At 45.3% G+C, this 17,045-nt stretch carries 10 protein-coding genes; 7 read left to right on the top strand and 3 right to left on the bottom strand.

The window, feature by feature from the left end; all coding sequences use genetic code 11:
- Positions 1-47: 47 nt before the first annotated feature.
- Together BUA17_RS08310 and BUA17_RS08305 are read right to left on the bottom strand one after the other, a co-directional pair.
- The gene (locus BUA17_RS08310; RefSeq protein WP_072733211.1) at positions 48-953 is read right to left on the bottom strand and encodes an SDR family oxidoreductase; all 906 of its coding nucleotides are present in this window, start codon (positions 951-953) and stop codon (positions 48-50) included.
- A gap of 269 nt (positions 954-1,222) precedes the next feature.
- The gene (locus tag BUA17_RS08305; RefSeq protein ID WP_072733210.1) at positions 1,223-1,990 is read right to left on the bottom strand and encodes a DUF3500 domain-containing protein; all 768 of its coding nucleotides are present in this window, start codon (positions 1,988-1,990) and stop codon (positions 1,223-1,225) included.
- Positions 1,991-2,157: 167 nt separating this feature from the next.
- On the opposite strand from BUA17_RS08305, the gene BUA17_RS08300 reads away from it, so the two are divergent.
- Positions 2,158-2,742, top strand: coding sequence for a TetR/AcrR family transcriptional regulator (locus BUA17_RS08300; protein WP_072733209.1), 585 nt, complete (start codon positions 2,158-2,160; stop codon positions 2,740-2,742).
- A 236-nt stretch (positions 2,743-2,978) separates the two neighbouring features.
- Here BUA17_RS08300 and BUA17_RS08295 read toward each other — a convergent pair whose 3' ends face one another.
- On the bottom strand, positions 2,979-3,812 hold the full coding sequence (locus BUA17_RS08295) for an AraC family transcriptional regulator (RefSeq protein ID WP_072733208.1): 834 nt from the start codon (positions 3,810-3,812) through the stop codon (positions 2,979-2,981).
- A 228-nt stretch (positions 3,813-4,040) separates the two neighbouring features.
- Here BUA17_RS08295 and BUA17_RS08290 point away from each other — a divergent pair, with 228 nt between their 5' ends.
- From BUA17_RS08290 to BUA17_RS08265, 6 genes are all read left to right on the top strand, one after another.
- Complete coding sequence (locus BUA17_RS08290; RefSeq protein ID WP_072733207.1) at positions 4,041-5,399, top strand: carbohydrate ABC transporter substrate-binding protein; 1,359 nt, start codon at positions 4,041-4,043, stop codon at positions 5,397-5,399.
- 93 nt (positions 5,400-5,492) lie between these two features.
- Entirely contained in the window at positions 5,493-6,386 is an 894-nt protein-coding gene (locus tag BUA17_RS08285; protein ID WP_072733206.1) for a carbohydrate ABC transporter permease, read from the top strand.
- An 11-nt stretch (positions 6,387-6,397) separates the two neighbouring features.
- Positions 6,398-7,291 (top strand): carbohydrate ABC transporter permease, encoded by an 894-nt coding sequence (locus BUA17_RS08280; RefSeq protein ID WP_063562706.1) that lies wholly within the window; start codon positions 6,398-6,400, stop codon positions 7,289-7,291.
- Positions 7,292-7,297: 6 nt separating this feature from the next.
- The gene (locus BUA17_RS08275; protein WP_244552097.1) at positions 7,298-7,480 is read left to right on the top strand and encodes a DUF6903 family protein; all 183 of its coding nucleotides are present in this window, start codon (positions 7,298-7,300) and stop codon (positions 7,478-7,480) included.
- A 14-nt stretch (positions 7,481-7,494) separates the two neighbouring features.
- On the top strand, positions 7,495-9,669 hold the full coding sequence (gnpA, locus tag BUA17_RS08270) for a 1,3-beta-galactosyl-N-acetylhexosamine phosphorylase (protein WP_072733205.1): 2,175 nt from the start codon (positions 7,495-7,497) through the stop codon (positions 9,667-9,669).
- 34 nt (positions 9,670-9,703) lie between these two features.
- Positions 9,704-16,951 (top strand): endo-alpha-N-acetylgalactosaminidase family protein, encoded by a 7,248-nt coding sequence (locus BUA17_RS08265; protein ID WP_072733204.1) that lies wholly within the window; start codon positions 9,704-9,706, stop codon positions 16,949-16,951.
- The last annotated feature ends 94 nt before the right edge of the window (positions 16,952-17,045 follow it).

The following is a 17,045-nucleotide window of genomic DNA, read 5'->3' as shown; positions in this document are numbered from 1 at the left end:
GTTGTTGTGATGGTTTCACTGCACCGGGGAAACTATCTTTGGGGCGCTCATAGTTTTTCGACTTGATTATAAGCGCCAGCCATGATGTCATCCATCAGAGTAAGTGAAGCTGGCGTCCAGCCGAGAAGTTCGCGAGTACGCTCGCTGGAGCCGGTCATGGATAGTTTAAAGAAGCTGCCTACCAATCCGAAGTGGGCATCGGCGTTCTCAGCTGCAATCGAGGCTACCGGGATGTCGAGGACGCGCCCGATTGCTTCGGCGATCGTTCGAGTGGTGATGGCTTCCTCTGCGATCGCATGTAGACGAGATCCGGCCGGAGCTTTTTCAATTCCCAGCCGTATGAGCCGCGCTGCGTCGGAACGGTGCACTGCAGACCAAGCGTTGGAGCCGTCACCGATGTACCCGGACACGCCCTGCTTGCGGGCCGCGGACATTAGGAAATTGATGAATCCCCAATCTCCAGTCCCGTGGACTGTCGGAGCAAACCGGGTGATGATGGTCCGCACTCCGCGACCGACGTAGTCGAGAGCGAGATTTTCAGAGCCCCCCCGGTCAGAGCCAGGGCCCACTGCTGGGGACGGGTCCGCCTCCAACACCGGACGCCCTTGAACCAGACCGGAGATGCCATTGGCGACTACGAAAGGCCGGTCAGTACCGATTAGTGTCTCGGCGAGAGTTTCTACTGCGGCCCGTTCAGCACGATCCGACTCCATAGGATTTGCCCAGTCGTGCTTGTTCGCCAGATGGATGACAGCCTCAGCTTCGGCCGCCCCCCGGCGGAGAGCATCGAGATCATCAAGATCCCCGCGCAGCACCGTCGCACCTTTCTCCTCAAGCGAAGCCGCAGCGCCGTCCGACCGAGCCAGTCCGACGACCTTGTAGCCCGATCTCAGCAACTCATCTACGGTGGCCGATCCGATCCATCCCGTTGCTCCAGTAATAAATACATTCATCTGTGTTACCTCCTTGTAGCCCTTCCACAAGCTACGATTCATATTTTTTACGGTTACTCGCATCGCAGGTTCACGACGATGTCCGCTCCTGATAATTACGAGACACTGTGTAACTTAATATATCAGTAACGTTACAGTGTGTCTAGTAATTATTTTGGAGTAGGGACAAGACGCATGGGGAAGACCTGTCAGCGAATGTCGGATTATTGACGGACAGGTTTGGCGAGTCATCAATCAGGGTTGCGTGAGCGCCAATGGGCAAGTTTGTTTTAGAAGGCACTGCCACCATAGTCGGTGTTCTTGTCGCGCCACACAGCGTGTGGATGTGGATCTGAAAGGATTATACCGCTGTGCATAGAAAACTCGATCCACACCGACGGGCCGTCGATGCGGATATAGTCCTTCGGTTTGCTCACGGAAGTTGAGCCCAAATAAGCTACATACGTGAAGTCGAGATCGTTCTCATAGCCAGCGAGGATTCTCTCAGCGTTCACGTCGTCGGTGCTGCTAACATAGGTTTCGATCACTGCTAGCAGCAGGGCTCTCTGGTCCTGGCGCAATTCGGAGCCCCGAATGCCCTCGGGCGTCGTCGGGAACGTCCAATCCTTGCCTGGACCCAGCAAGAGATCTCGGTACTTGCCACGGAGTCTGGATAAGATTAACTGGTTATTGTCAAAGGAGGCGAGTAGAGCTACGAAGGTTCTCTGTGCCTGCTGCTGGGGTTGATTGCTGATGCCGTTGTACTCGAAGGTCGAGAACGGCTCAATACCACGGAACGAGGGAGTAGCTCCAACGAGGTTACCATCTGTGTAAGTGTTGGCGATTGCGAGATGGTGTCCCCCGAATTGCAGTTCCCACGTCCCCGAATCTGATGGTGTACCAAGGAATGCGACATAGTAGTTGTCCCGTCCGTAGTCTCGGGCCACGCCGTGATCACGAAGATAGTCGTCTGCATTAAGGATCTGTTGAATCTCGTCATAGCCTGGTTCTTGCCTGAACCGGTAGCCGCCGCGAGTAAAACGTTCAGCGCTGTCCATTGTTCTTCCAGAGCGTGCCGATTCGGAGGCCTCTTCGGGCATCAATCAAAATGATTGTCACAGTTTCGAGACGACGTGCACCGAAAATAAATCATATACGAGACAGTGTGTCCACACATATGGTTTGGCATTGGACAAAGAGGATTGTATCCGTGTATAGTTGAGACATGGAAAAAGAACATTATCATGGTGGTCGTCCGCGAAGTGAGCAAGCGAGGTCGGCTATTCTGGATGCGGTTGATGACCTTTTGGTCGAGGTCGGCTATGCGGCAATGACGATGAAGGGCATTTCTGAGAGAGCAGGAGTGTCCCGGCAGACTTTGTATCGTTGGTGGTCACACAAAGCGGAAATTCTGTTCGAGGCCAGTGTAGCCGATGCCGAGGAAGAACTGGAGATTAGTCCTGCAGGAACTCCGTTGGATGATCTTAGAGCGTATCTTGAAGCACTCGTGCGCTTCCTTACGGACTCACCGGCAGGCGCCGCCTATCGAGCGCTCCTAGGAGAAGCACAGCATGACTCTGCCGTGGGGGAACTGCTCTCTACGAAGGACCTGCTCGGTGACAGCGCTCGGGTCGTGATTGAGCGCGCGCTCGGAAAGGACACGCTTCCAATTCCAATCGATCAGGCCACAGCCTTGCTGATTGGACCGACATTCTTCTGGATTCTGAGCGGACGCAATCCCGAAGAACTTGTCCCACTTGAACTTGCCAAAGACTTCATGAGCGACCTTCGTGCAAGACAACTGCGATGAAGGGGCGCTTAATTGCAACGACTGTCTGCTTGAACGACTGGAGAAGAAGAAGAATCGCATTGTTCACATGCTTACACTTTTGACAGTCTCGCTTTTCAGCAGCTGAATACTCAATTCCTTTTCAACGTTTTCTTATCAAAAAGGCGGTACACAAGTAGGGTGTTCTTGATTCTCAGGAGCACCCTTTTTCGTGTTCTGGTTAGTTGTACCGTTCTTATGTATACCCGTGATTAAACTCATTTTTTTGTCTGAAGACGATAACCGCTTGGAGTTAGGCCACAGCACCGGCGGAAATTTTGTGAGAAGTAGCTTTGAGAGGAAAAGCCAGTGGATTCCGCAACTTGAGCAATGGAAAGATCTGTGGTTTCTAGTAGCTCCTTGCTCGCACGAATCCTGACCTCATTGAGATAATTAATAGGTGACAAGCCGTAATATTTAGCAAAAGTATGTGCCAGATAATATTTGCTGATATGCGCCTTTTCTGCCAGAGAGTGGAGCGAGATTTCCTCCGCATAGTTCGAGTCAATATGTCGCTTAATCCGACTGCATATCTTGTCAGCCCTTTGCGTGGTTACAACAGAGAAGGGATGACCAGATCTTCGCATTAAACTAATGATTACAATCTCAAGTAAGTTTTGACAGACGTCCTCATAGTTCTCATTCTTGTTTTCAGTTTCCGAGAGCATAGCGTTGAAATACAACAAGAGTTCATTCCTCTGTTTTGAATAATTGATAATTTCATGATTACGGGTTCCACTTTGCTTTCCAAAATCAAAACTCATCCCCTCAACCCCAAGCACTACATACTCCAAAGGGTCACTCCCAATGGATACTTCGGTATGCTCTACGTTCGGGTTCACGATGACAAGATCGTCCTGCTGCACCGAAAAAATCTCATCCTCTACGATGAAATTCCCTCGTCCACTTCGGACATAAAACAGCTCTGCGAAGTTATGTGAATGACGAATGCTGAACCAATCTCCTTCATAAATGGAAGAGCTAACATAGATTAACTTTGCGGGAATCTCTCCACGTCCCTTTCCGGGAAGCCAATAGCGTACATTTCCCATCTGCAGTCCGTCCTTTCCTCAATCTCATTTAGTGAACTACAGTTAAACCAATTTCAACGTTTTATGTTGTGAAAAAATTGTTAATTTATAAATTTATTATATTAGCAAGATATATAAAATCAACGACAACATGTATGTAGATATAAAGAGGCCGTTAAGATAAATTAAAAGGGCGAGAAAGAATGTAAGCGGTTACGTATGATCACTAAATATAGGGGGAATGGATTTATGAAAAAAATTCTTAGCCTTGCGATCACGGCAGCATTGACTCTTAGCTTGGCAGCCTGCGGCAGCTCTTCTGAAAATGGCTCTAATTCAACAAAGGATTCAACCGGCACGAACTCGGCAACATCTACGGAACAACGTACTCTTAAGCTAGCTGCTTTGGAAACCGCTTACGGGGCTGATGTATGGAAAGAAATTACGGCTGCCTTCGAAAGCGCCAACCCTGGCGTGAAAGTCGAAACGACGATTGACAAAAATATTGAAGATGTCATTGGACCCGGTATGAAATCTGGTGAGTTTCCTGATGTTATCCATTTGGCAACGGGTCAGCCGAAGGGCTTGACTGAAACCTTTGTAAAGGATAATAACCTAACTGACCTTTCAGATGTGCTGTCCATGACCATACCCGGCGAAAGTGTAACCGTCAAGGATAAGCTGATTCCAGGTTTCACTGATACAACGATCACGAATCCGTATAACGATGGAAAGACCTATCTGATGCCTATGTTCTACAGCCCTACCGGTTTGTTTTATAACGAGGGTTTGTTTGAACAAAAAGGTTGGAAAGTTCCTACGACTTGGGAAGAAATGTGGGCTCTAGGTGATCAAGCTAAAGCCGAGGGTATTTCACTATTTGCTTATCCGACGTCAGGTTACTTTGACTCTTTCTTCTATGCTTTGCTCAACGAGGTGGGCAGCGCGGATTTCTTCACTAAAGTGACGCATTACAACGAAGGCATTTGGCAAACCCCAGAAGCTCAACAAACGGTTGAACTGATCGGTAAACTGGCTACTTACACCGAAAAAACGGTTCCCGCAAATGCCAACAAAGATAACTTTACCAAAAACCAACAACTGATTCTGGACAATAAAGCACTCTTCATGCCTAACGGTACTTGGGTCGTTGGCGAAATGAGCAAAGCTCCGCGAGCAGAAGGCTTCAAATGGGGCTTCACAGCTCTTCCGGCAATAAAAGACGGTGGCGACCGTTATTCGTATACTTTCTTCGAACAAATTTGGATTCCTGCCAAAGCGGAAAACGCAGATCTGGCAAAACAATTTATTGCTTATCTTTATTCCGATGAGGCAGCAGCCATTTTTGCAAAGGTTGGCGCGATTCAACCGATCAAAGGTATGTCCGACAAATTGGATGGAGACAACAAGCTTTTCTACAGCATCTATGACAATGGGGCAAAGGCTGCTATGGGTGCATTTGCAACAACTGACCCAGTTGAAGGGGTGAATATATCGGATGCAGTGTTTGCGTCCATTGACTCCCTTGTAACAGGTGCTAAAACACAGCAACAGTGGGTTGAGGGAATCATTAAAGCAAGCGACGCCTTGCGGGGAGCATTGAAATAATAAAGAGGCCTGGGCCTTGAGAATGTAACAGGATCATGGTGGGCGACCTGGGCTGACCACCATGATCTGACCTTTGGGAGGAGAGAGAAAGCCATGGATATGAAAAAAGGAAGAGGACATTTTATCTTCTTCTGTCTAGCACCCGCCGTCCTCCTTTTTGCAATTTTCTTAATTATTCCTACGATCGATGTCTTTCGGATGTCATTGTACAAGTGGGGCGGCTATACCGATAACAAAACCTTCGTAGGTTTGCAGAATTTCAATAAGCTGTTTCATAGCGATAAGTTTTATCAGACCTTTCAAAATAGTGTTCTGCTCATTGTTCTGGTTACAATCGTGACCTTTGCTCTGGCACTTCTGTTTGCATCGATGCTCACACGTGAAAAACTCAAAGGGCAAAATGTTTTACGCGTAATCTTCTATATTCCTAACATTCTGTCTGTGGTTGTCATCAGTGCGATCTTCTCAGCGATTTACGATCCGAATAGCGGGCTTATGAACTCATTGCTAAAGCTGTTTCGCGGATTACAAGCAGAGCCCATTCTATGGCTAGGGGATCAGAAAGTGGTTATTTTCAGTCTTGCAGGCGCGATGATCTGGCAGGCGATCGGCTATTACATGGTAATGTACATGGCTAGTATGGCCAACATTCCAGAGAGCTTATATGAATCCGCAGGGCTTGAAGGGGCAGGGCGAATGGCTCAGTTTTTCCAGATAACCATTCCTTTAATCTGGACGAACATACGGACGACGCTCACCTTTTTCATCATCAGTACGATTAACATGAGTTTCTTGTTCGTGATGACGATGACAAGCGGCGGTCCAGACGGTGCCACCGAAGTGTTCCTCAGTTATATGTATAAAGAAGCTTATACTAATTCCTCTTATGGCTATGGGATGGCCATCGGTGTAATTGTGTTCCTGTTCTCGTTTGCGCTTGCTGGGATACTAAACGCAGTTACCAGACGAGAGCATTTGGAATTTTAGGAGGGAATAAGATGAATACAAACAACCGCTCACGGAGAGGTGTTAGCGACAAATTATATAAAGGCTTCATTTACGTTATACTGATCGCTTTAGCTATTCTCATCCTCATCCCTGTTCTATGGGCATTCATGGCCTCCATCAAACAAGACAGTGAGTTTTACGGCAGTCCCTGGGCACTACCCGCCGGGATGCATTTACAGAACTTTGCTGATGCATGGCTCAAGGCAAAAATGGGTTCTTTTATGCTCAATTCCGTATTGGTGACGGTAATCGCACTGGTGCTTCTGCTTATGGTGGCATTGCCTGCGTCCTATGTACTTTCTCGTTTTAAATTTAGAGGGAACGGATTCTGGAATATGATGTTTATGGCGGGTTTGTTTATTAATGTAAACTATATCATTGTTCCTATATTTCTGATGCTTAATAACGGCGACAAGATGCTCCGCGGCATGCTGGGACACCCTTTTTTGCTGAATAACCTGTTTGTTCTCGCGGTGGTTTATGCTGCGATGGCACTGCCCTTCACGATCTATCTCATGTCGGGATATTTTAAATCGCTGCCCAAAGAATTTGAGGAAGCGGCCTCGGTGGACGGTGCTGGCTATTTCCGTACTATGGTGCAAGTGATTATGCCTATGGCCAAACCCAGCATCGTAACGGTTATTCTGTTCAATTTCCTGTCCTATTGGAACGAATATATTATCTCTATGACGCTCCTAACCAAACCGACCCTGAAGACATTACCTGTTGGCTTAATGAACCTGATGGCAGCGCAAAAATCCGCAGTTCAGTATGGTCAGATGTATGCAGGTCTGGTGCTGGTCATGCTTCCAACCTTGATTATATATATTCTGGTACAAAAAAAGCTAACCCAAGGCATGACGATGGGCGGGCTGAAAGGATAAGGTGCGATGATGGAAGACTTTACAAAGAATTATTTGCGTAATTTGTTGATGCTGATTGTTTTTATCGTCGGTATCGGATTGGTCATTGTCGGCCAAAAGAACATTGGAGCCCCTGGACTGGGTCTGATGTTGCTTGGTCTCGCTATGCTGATCGGTCTGCTATGGCTATATAACCGAAAATATAGATAGAGGAGTTTTCAACCATGAGTACAAAAAGAGGACGTGTAACGATCCCTACTGATTTAGATGTTATTCCGCAAACCCTGGAGATCATGAAACGCTGGGGAGCCGACGCTGTACGTGATTGTGATGGAACTGACTTTCCCGCCGAACTGCGGGATATCGATGCCAAGGTCTATTCCACTTATTATACAACCCGTAAGGATAACGTATGGGCTAATGCCAACCCTGAAGAGATTCAACAAATGTATTTGATGACTCCCATTCATACGGCTGAAGGCGAAAGCATTTCCATTTCCCTTATGAAGGGGATTTATCCCGACATGCTCAAAGTGAATTGTCGCGACGATATTCAGCGCTGGTGGGAAGTCATCGATCGTACAACCGGAGAGGTCGTTCCGACCGAACAATGGAGCTATGACGACAAAATCGGCGATGTCACCATCACAACCCAGCCGTTCCATGACTATACCGTTAGTTTTTTGGCTTATATTATGTGGGATCCGGTTCATATGTACAATGCGGTCACTAATGAATGGAAAGATGTCGAGCATCAAATTACCTTTGATGTTCGTCAACCGAAGACTCGTGAGTATACGATGGAGCGAATTCACAAGTTTATCGAAGATCATCCTTATGTCAATGTGATTCGCTATACAACCTTCTTTCACCAATTCACCTTGGTTTTTGATGAGCTCGCTCGTGAAAAATATGTGGACTGGTACGGCTATTCTGCCTCAGTTAGCCCTTATATCCTCGAACAGTTTGAGGAAGAGATCGGGTACAGGTTCAGACCTGAATTTATTATCGACCAAGGTTACTACAACAACACCTATCGAATACCTACGAAGGAGTTCCGTGATTTTCAAGCATTCCAACGTCGTGAAGTGGCGAGGCTTGCCAAAGAAATGGTCGATATTACTCACGAATGCGGTAAGGAGGCCATGATGTTCCTGGGTGATCATTGGATCGGCACAGAACCATTCATGGAGGAATTTGCATCGATCGGTCTGGATGCCGTAGTCGGAAGTGTAGGTAACGGTTCAACACTAAGACTGATCAGCGACATCCCAGGCGTGCAATATACGGAAGGTCGTTTCTTACCTTACTTTTTCCCGGATACCTTTCATACAGGCGGGAACCCCGTAAAGGAAGCCAAAGTAAATTGGGTCACCGCACGACGCGCGATTCTCCGCAAACCGATCGATCGAATCGGCTACGGCGGATATCTTAAGCTAGCCCTTGATTTTCCCGAGTTTATTGAATATGTAGAAAGCGTTACGGATGAGTTCCGTACGCTCTATGACAATGTACAGGGAAGCTTGCCGTATTGCGTCAAGTCGGTAGCCGTGCTCAACTGTTGGGGCAAAATGAGGGCCTGGGGGAACCATATGGTGCATCATGCACTTTATTACAAGCAAAATTATAGTTATGCCGGTATTATTGAAGCTCTCTCTGGTGCACCTTTCGAAGTGAAATTCATCAGCTTCGACGATATCAAAGAAAATCCTTCCGTCTTAGATGATATTGACGTCATATTAAACGTTGGCGATGCAGATACGGCCTATACGGGTGGAGAATGGTGGCTGGATACGGATATCGTTACGGCCATAAAAAGGTTTGTTTATGAAGGCGGTGGATTTATCGGTGTTGGCGAACCCACAGCGCATCAGGCCAATGGGCGCTTTTTCCAACTGGCCAACATCCTCGGTGTAGAGGAAGAACGTGGATTTACGCTGGGTTATGATAAATATAACTGGGATGAGCATGAACATTTCATTACGGCAGATTGTAAAACCAATCCGGATGGAAGCAAGGAAATCAACTTTGGCGAAGGAAAGAAAAATATTTTTGCCCTAGAAGGAACTACGATTCTTCGTCAAACGGACAAGGAAGTTCAACTCGCGGTGAATGAATTCGGTGACGGGCGAAGCGTATATATAAGCGGTTTACCATACAGCTTCGAGAATAGCCGCTTGCTGTACCGTGCGATCCTTTGGAGCGCCCACAGCGATCAGGAGCTGAACAGCTGGTTCAGTGAGAACTATAATGTTGAGGTTCATGCTTATGTGGAAAAGGGCAAATTCTGCGTGGTGAATAATACGTATGAGCCACAGGAAACCGTCGTTTATCGCGGTGATGGCTCCAGCTTCTCACTGAAGCTGGATGCAAATGAGATCAAGTGGTACGAAATATAAAAATCTAGCATTTTATTGTAGGAGGAATGATTTGATGCGGAAAAAAAATAATAAAATGATATTCAAATTATGGATTTGGATGATGGTTTTATTGGTTGCTTCAAGTCAGTTGATGGTACTCCCTAGCAATACTGCTTATGCTATTTCAGGAGAATTTGGTGAATTGCCAATTGAGCCACAGGAAAAAACGATCGAGAGCATCCCCCCGATTAAGGTTGAAACATACGTTGATGAGCAGCCATCAATTCCATCGGTAATACAGGCAGTATACAGTGACAGCACTACCTCAGAAGTCATGGTGAGCTGGGATCCAATTGAATCTTCTAACTATGCGCAGGTAGGGACATTTACCGTAAAGGGTTCTGTAGAGGGAACGAGTATTAAAGCTGAAGCTGCAATCACGGTGCATGAAAAGAGTATGGAAACAACAGGAAATGTAGATATAGATACATTCTTAGCAGAATTAAAAAATAATGCTCCAAGTAATCAAGAGGTTGTTTCTTATATGAATAACTATCAGTCCATGGAACCGGAAGCCATAACTTTCGTCAAAGGAAATGGAACAACTTCAGTAAACAATGGATTGACAGTAACGATTAACAATCTGGGTGGCAGTGGAGCTATAGCAACATGGGATAAGGCTCCTTGGCTCTCCGGAGGAATCATAGATACAACGATGCGGTATACCAGCACAAATCAAAGCAATATTGGATTTGTTCTAGGATCTAATGATAGTAACCAAGGTATAGCTATTCGTTATGATGCCGGCACAACCTGGGTTATTCAGAGTCCGGATGGTACAAGTAAGTGGGAAACATTTGACGGACCAGAACTAAAAATGGACACAGATTATCACATTCAGATCGGCTTTAATGGTATGAAGCTTCTGATCATTGTAGACGACGTGACTTATTACAATAAGAATACTGATTTATTGAGTTCGTTGTCTGGATTAGGTCAAGTCGGGCTGTATAAGCGCTATGCTACAGGAGAGATTGCCATCAAGAGTGTGAGAATTGAAGGTGTGGGCACGAGGGAGAAGCCTTCAAACATTGTTAATTATGTTCAAGATTATGAAGACTCCAATTATACACCCCATTGGTCGGGGCTGAAAGCAACGGTCGTGACGGATATTACGGGCAATAAAGTTCTCTCTCTTAAAAAAGGATCTAGCGAACGAGGTGTGGATCTGGATTCGCCACAAATTCAACAAGGAACTCTTTCATTAGATTTCAAACTGGTAAATCCGGACAAATTGGTTAGTGGGCAAGGGTTTGCTTTTGGTTTCAGAATGAATGATTCAGCAAGTATTTTCAATGAACTCGGGGTTGATCCGAGCAGCTGGATACCGGAGTCCAATACGGGCTGGGGAGATAAGCAAGAGATTCCTTATCCGATTCAAGGGCGTTGGAACAATCTCATGTTTAATTTTAATGGTAAGAAACTAACGGTTTTTTTGAATAAAAAGCGGATTGGCGACATTACGTTTGAACAGTATTCTGAAGCAGCTGGGCGTTTCGGACTTCGCATTAGAAGCACTGTAGAGCTACAAATCGACAATGTACAATATACGAATGAGATCATTGAACCCAAACAAATTGCACAATACAGTAATGATTTCGAGGATGGAATTAAAGGTACTTGGACTGGTGCTGATTCTACTATTATTACAGAAGGCAGTAATCGGGTGTTAAAACTTTCTAATATCATAGACAACGTAATGAACCTGGATGCACCGTCCTTGCAAAGCGCTACATATATGTTGGATGTGAAGCCAGCAACAACGGATATCGGATTTGTTATAGGCGATGGTGCTATTGTGAAATATGAAGGCACGAAATGGGTGTTATTAAATAAGGACGGAACCAGCAACGATTTTGTTGTTTCTGATGTTATGGATTTCAGTCCTTTACCTTATGCTTGGAACAAAGTTGGACTTCAATACGCCGATCATTCTGTGATCTTAAGTATTAATGGTGCTACATTGCAAGCAAACTTACCGACAGGGCAGCAATTCGGGGAAGGGCCTTTTGGGGTAGTTGCTCAGAATTACATTTATATTGATAATGTTGTTTTTACTGAAGAATTCCTTGATATGAATACGTCTTCATCCCATGTTGGCAAGCTGAGATATGAAGAGTACTATGAAGGTGATTCAATCGTAAATTGGGAAGGCTTCAAGGATACGCCGCAAGTTTCTAGTGGATATTTGCAAGGGATGTTGGATGCTGGAACGGCTGCTATCAATAAGGATGTAACACCAGTAGCCAACGGCATATATCAAGTGAAAATGCAGGCGGATGGAGCTGCGGGGATTACACTTGGAAATATCGTGATTTACGAAGAAAGTCCGGGGAATTGGAAATACAAGCTGGAAGGCAGTAATGATTCCTTTGAGATTGGTGCTACTACTGCACTTGCTTCTGGCAAAGATTACACGCTACGTGTAGAAATGATCGAGAACGAGCTAGGCCTTTACGTGAATGGAATTAGGGCTGGCAGTGTGAATGTAACTGGATATACACCAGGTTCATTTGGCATCTACAATTCTGTGACCCATGCGATTCAAGTCAAGATAGACGCGATCACTGCAGAAGAGGTTCGCGTGTATACACCAGATTATAAGGCGCAGAACTGGGGTCCTCTTGATAACAGTAAACCAGAGGTTCTCGCGAATGGAAACAGCCAAATCCGATTGAACATGCCAGGGGTTTCATTAGCCGTGGATAAGGATAGTCCTAAATTTGCTGATCAGCTACTCACTTTTGATTTTAACACGAATGTTTCCGCAGGATCAGATGGTGGCCGTTATGGTTTTATCGTGAGAGGTTCGGCGGCTGATAAATATGTAGGTGTCGTTCATGATATTAATGGGAAGTGGAAGGCCACAACAAGTAACGGAAATGAGATTTCCTTTCCGAATACGTATCAGATGCAAGCAAATACAAATTATCATATTGAGCTTCGTCTGGTGGGAACAACGGTTAGTCTTAACATTACGGGTCCTGATGGGGTAGCTACGGATATGGGTTCAATATCTGAAGAATCGATGGCTGTTGTGCCGGGTTGGTTTGGTCTTCGTTCATGGTATGGAACCAAACAAATGACGGTGAGTAACCTCAAAATGGTCGAACTTGAGTCGCTACCTAAGCTCAAGCTGGCGCAAGAGACAGATACGATTGGGAACGATGGTATGACCGTTACTGTATATAAAGACTTTCCAGGCATTGTAGAGTATCAAGTGGATCATCACAAGCTGCAGGCTGACGTGGAGCAAACGAATAGTGTGAAGATTAATAATAAGGATTATGTACCATCTACAGTGTCGAAGAAAGAGAGTGCTAGCACATATCAGTACACGATGACGTTTGATGAGATCGGCGTTGTGATTGATGGGCATCTCGAGGCAAAGGCGAACAATGTAGTCCGATTTGAAATTGATAAAATTTCCGACGGCCCGGATTTCTTAGTGCGTTCAATTCAAATGAACAACGCTCTGATTCATGTGAATAGTTCAATGAAAGACGCATCGTATGCATGGAATAAGTCAAACGGGGAGTGGCACGGAGTCTCAGAGGAACTGGTTGACGATATGTCTCTTATGAAGCAAAGCGGTACGACCGGTGTAACGATGGCTATGGTGAGTGGAGATGGCCTGGCAGCATCGGCAGAGGACAACGTCATGAGCGGTGGCAATAAATTGATAATCACCACAGAGAAAAAACCACTTGTCAATAAAATAACGGTGAAACCAGGCAGTTGGACGTATCGACATCTTCAAAGTAGTGAGACTGAAGAGTTGCCATGGTATGAAGTGGTCGTCACTGGGGAACGCAATAACGACGAAAAGACAGATTGGCAAGATGCGGCTGTCGCTTACCGAACGGAAATTTACAATGAGCCATTTGGCGCACAGGATATGAAGAACAATATGATGTACATTGCCTTCAATTTTGCGAGTCAAGCTAATGATCCGTTCTTGAACAGTTTGGATACGGGAAAAGTTCTGTATAATTTTACAGACGGTTTTGGACAGATGATTCTGCATAAGGGCTATCAGGCGGAGGGGCATGATGATGATATTCCTTCCTACTCTAATATTGGTGTACGACAAGGTGGATTGGATGATTTCAATTATTTGATCGATGAGGGGGATAAGTACAACCTTCACGTCGGCGTACATTTGAATGCAACCGAATATCATCTCGATGCCAACGAACTGGATTACTCCAATTTAACTGGGGCTACAGCTAATGGACCGAAGACAGATAAGCTCTCCAAAGGTTGGGATTGGATCGATACAGCTTATTATGTAGATCAAACGAAGGATGTCCTGAGTGGTGAACTGAAATCACGGTTAACCAATCTATATAATCTCACGAAGGACGCCAACGACCCTAAAGATCCTGCGTTAGATTTCTATTATGTAGACGTGTATACCGGCAATGACTACAATGCCTATAAATTGTTGCAATATGCCAATGGTCTTGGAGTCAAAGTAGGAACAGAATTCTCAGGTCCGATTGAACCGGGTGTCGATTTCGTTCACTGGGGTCCGGATTTGGGATATCCCAATAAAGGGAACAAGAGTATCCTTTCTAGAATGGTGAAGAACAATCTGGATATTTTTGTGGGGAACGCTTTATTTAAAGGACAAAAAATTCCTGGTGTGACCACTTGGGGGGATTCTAAGCCAGACATACAGCAGGGTGTAACAGTATTCTTCAATGAAGTATTGCCGACGAAGTATATGCAGCATTTCGGTGTGCTGAAATATGAAGAAGACCAAGTAACTTTTGATAATGATGTCGTCTCTAAGAGAAATAAATCCACCGGTATGATTGAGCTTACCAAGAATGGCGAGCTGATCTCTGCTTGGAAAGATACCGGAACAACTACCGATGAATCAGTGCGTCATACAGGTGAGGCTAACTCGTTAATCCCATGGGTGTGGGATATAAAAGCTAATCAAACCTTGGGTGTTAACGATGGTGCGAAGCTGTACCACTGGAACACAACAGGTAACTCTACCACTTGGCAGTTGACGGATGAATTTAAAGATGTGAAGCAGTTTAATATGTACGAATTGACCCAACAAGGTAAAGTTCTAGTGGATACGCTGGTCGCTCGGAATGAATCTCTTACGATTACGAAGGCAAAGAAAAATACGCCTTATGTATTGTATCCAGCAACTGCTGATGCCCTGACTTTGGTGCCTAATGCAGGGAATTGGGGAGAAGGCAGTTTGATCAAGGATTTTGCCTTCAATTCAGAGAAGTTCAATGTTCCAGGTTCATGGACAGTCGATGATCCAGCAAACATTACAATCAAGACTGTTCCAGGGGATACAGAATACGATATCACTAAAGAAATGAACAAATCGAATTGGAACAGATACGCAGAGGTCGGCAGTAATTCAGGTGTAATCTCGCAGGAGATTACCGGATTGCAGCCTGGTCAGGATTACACCGTCGGAGTGTGGACACAGACTGAAAAGGGGAGGAAATCCTCGCTTCAGGTCACGGTTAATGGTCAAACCTATTCCAATCATGTGACAGGTCAAGATGGCATCCATAAATCATCCTTCAAGTACGTGGACACCAAATGGCAAAGAATGAATGTTGAATTCAAGGTTCCGGCAGGCATTCATTCCGCGACAGTTAAGCTTGTAGCTGATCGGGGAGCGGGTACTGTTCAATTTGACGATGTGCGAATTTGGAAGCATACAACTGTAGAGAAGGACCCTACGAACAAGGGCTACGTTGTATATGAGGATTTTGAAAATGTGTACGAAGGCTGGGGGCCATTTGAGTATGGTGGTGGGGATAGGCAAATTCATATTGCAACCGATCAAAGTAATAAACAGGATAATAACCCCGTTGTATCCGCATCTGAGAACAAGGTTGGTCCTGTAATGACCTGGGTTCTAGATGGTGAGAATTCGTTGAAAGTGAATGAAACTGATGTTGGTAAATCAATAAAAACGAATGAATCCAGCGTGAAAATGGAACCAAACACAGAATATGACTTAGGCTTTATTTACACCTTAGAAAAGTATGCTGGTTATGAGGTTTCTGTACAATCACGTTCTACAGGGGAAATTGTGCTGAAGGAAACACTGAGCACGCTACCTAATCCGGGTAATAAAGCGGGTGAAGATGGGGGTTATATTCGCTTCCAGAAAAAATTCACGACAGGTGATCAAAATGATTACCAAGTTATTTTCAAAATGGTATCCAAAGGCGCTGGAGGCCCAACTTCTGATTACGCCTTCATTCTGGATGATTTCTACATTAAAGAAAAATTGGAAGTTAACATCGTATCTATTGAGAGTGTACAGGTTGAAACGGAAGCTGGCTCTACACCGATATTGCCTTCGCAAGTGACTGTATCCTTGAGTAACGATACGACTGAGAAGGCCACCGTTGTATGGGAAACGATTGATCCTTCCCTTTACGCACAGGCAGGTACTTTTCAGATGAAAGGCGCGGTCAATGGGACGGACATTAAAGCGATTGCGACTGTCAAAGTAAAGGCGAAAGACAACAGCAATCCGGGTACAAATCCAGGAACAGGATCAAACCCAGACACCGGATCAAATCCAAGCACTGGTACGAAACCCGATACCAAGCCTAATCCTGGTACAGGAACAAATAATGGGTCTGATCAGGATAACCAAACTGGAGCTAAGCCGGATACGGGTAACACCAAATCCAAAGCATTTCTCGATACGGTTGGACACTGGGCAAGCAAGGAAATTAAAGCTCTTGTGAGCAAAGGGATTATCAAGGGCATGAATGATCAGAAATTTGCTCCAGATCTGACGATAAACCGTTCTGAAATTGCAGCGATGTTAACCCGAGCATTTGGTCTTAAGGCTGATGGGTCATCATCATTTAAAGACGTAACCGAAGATAAATGGTATAAGGATGATGTTCGTGCTGCGACGGATGCAGGTTTGTTTAAAGGCTATGCGGGTAATTTATTTGAACCTATGAAACCCTTAAGCCGTGAAGAAATGGCCGTTATTATAGTAAGAACGCTTGAGATGAAAGGGAGATTGCCAGAAGACTCCAGTACAACGCAAATGGTACTGTCTAAGTACAAAGATGCGGATAAGGCAGGAATCTGGTCCAGGGAAGCATTAGCGATTTGCATTGAGCTTGAACTCATTCAAGGAACACCAGATCACAGGCTTAATCCGAAACGTAATCTGACCCGGGCTGAGGCAGCAGTTTTATTTAGCAGATTATTATCGTATTGCGAAAAGGGCATCATCTGATTTACCTAGTTGAAAAATACTCAAAAAGGCAGACCGACTTCCGGTTTGCCTTTTTGCTATGCAAACGTATAATGAGAGCTTGAAGGGAGAGGAA

The sequence above is a fragment of the Paenibacillus sp. ov031 genome (assembly GCF_900143165.1).
GTDB classification, from domain to species: Bacteria; Bacillota; Bacilli; order Paenibacillales; family Paenibacillaceae; genus Paenibacillus; species Paenibacillus marchantiae.
The sequence above is the reverse complement of the archived record's forward strand: the minus strand, read 5'-3'. Positions and strand labels throughout refer to the sequence as shown.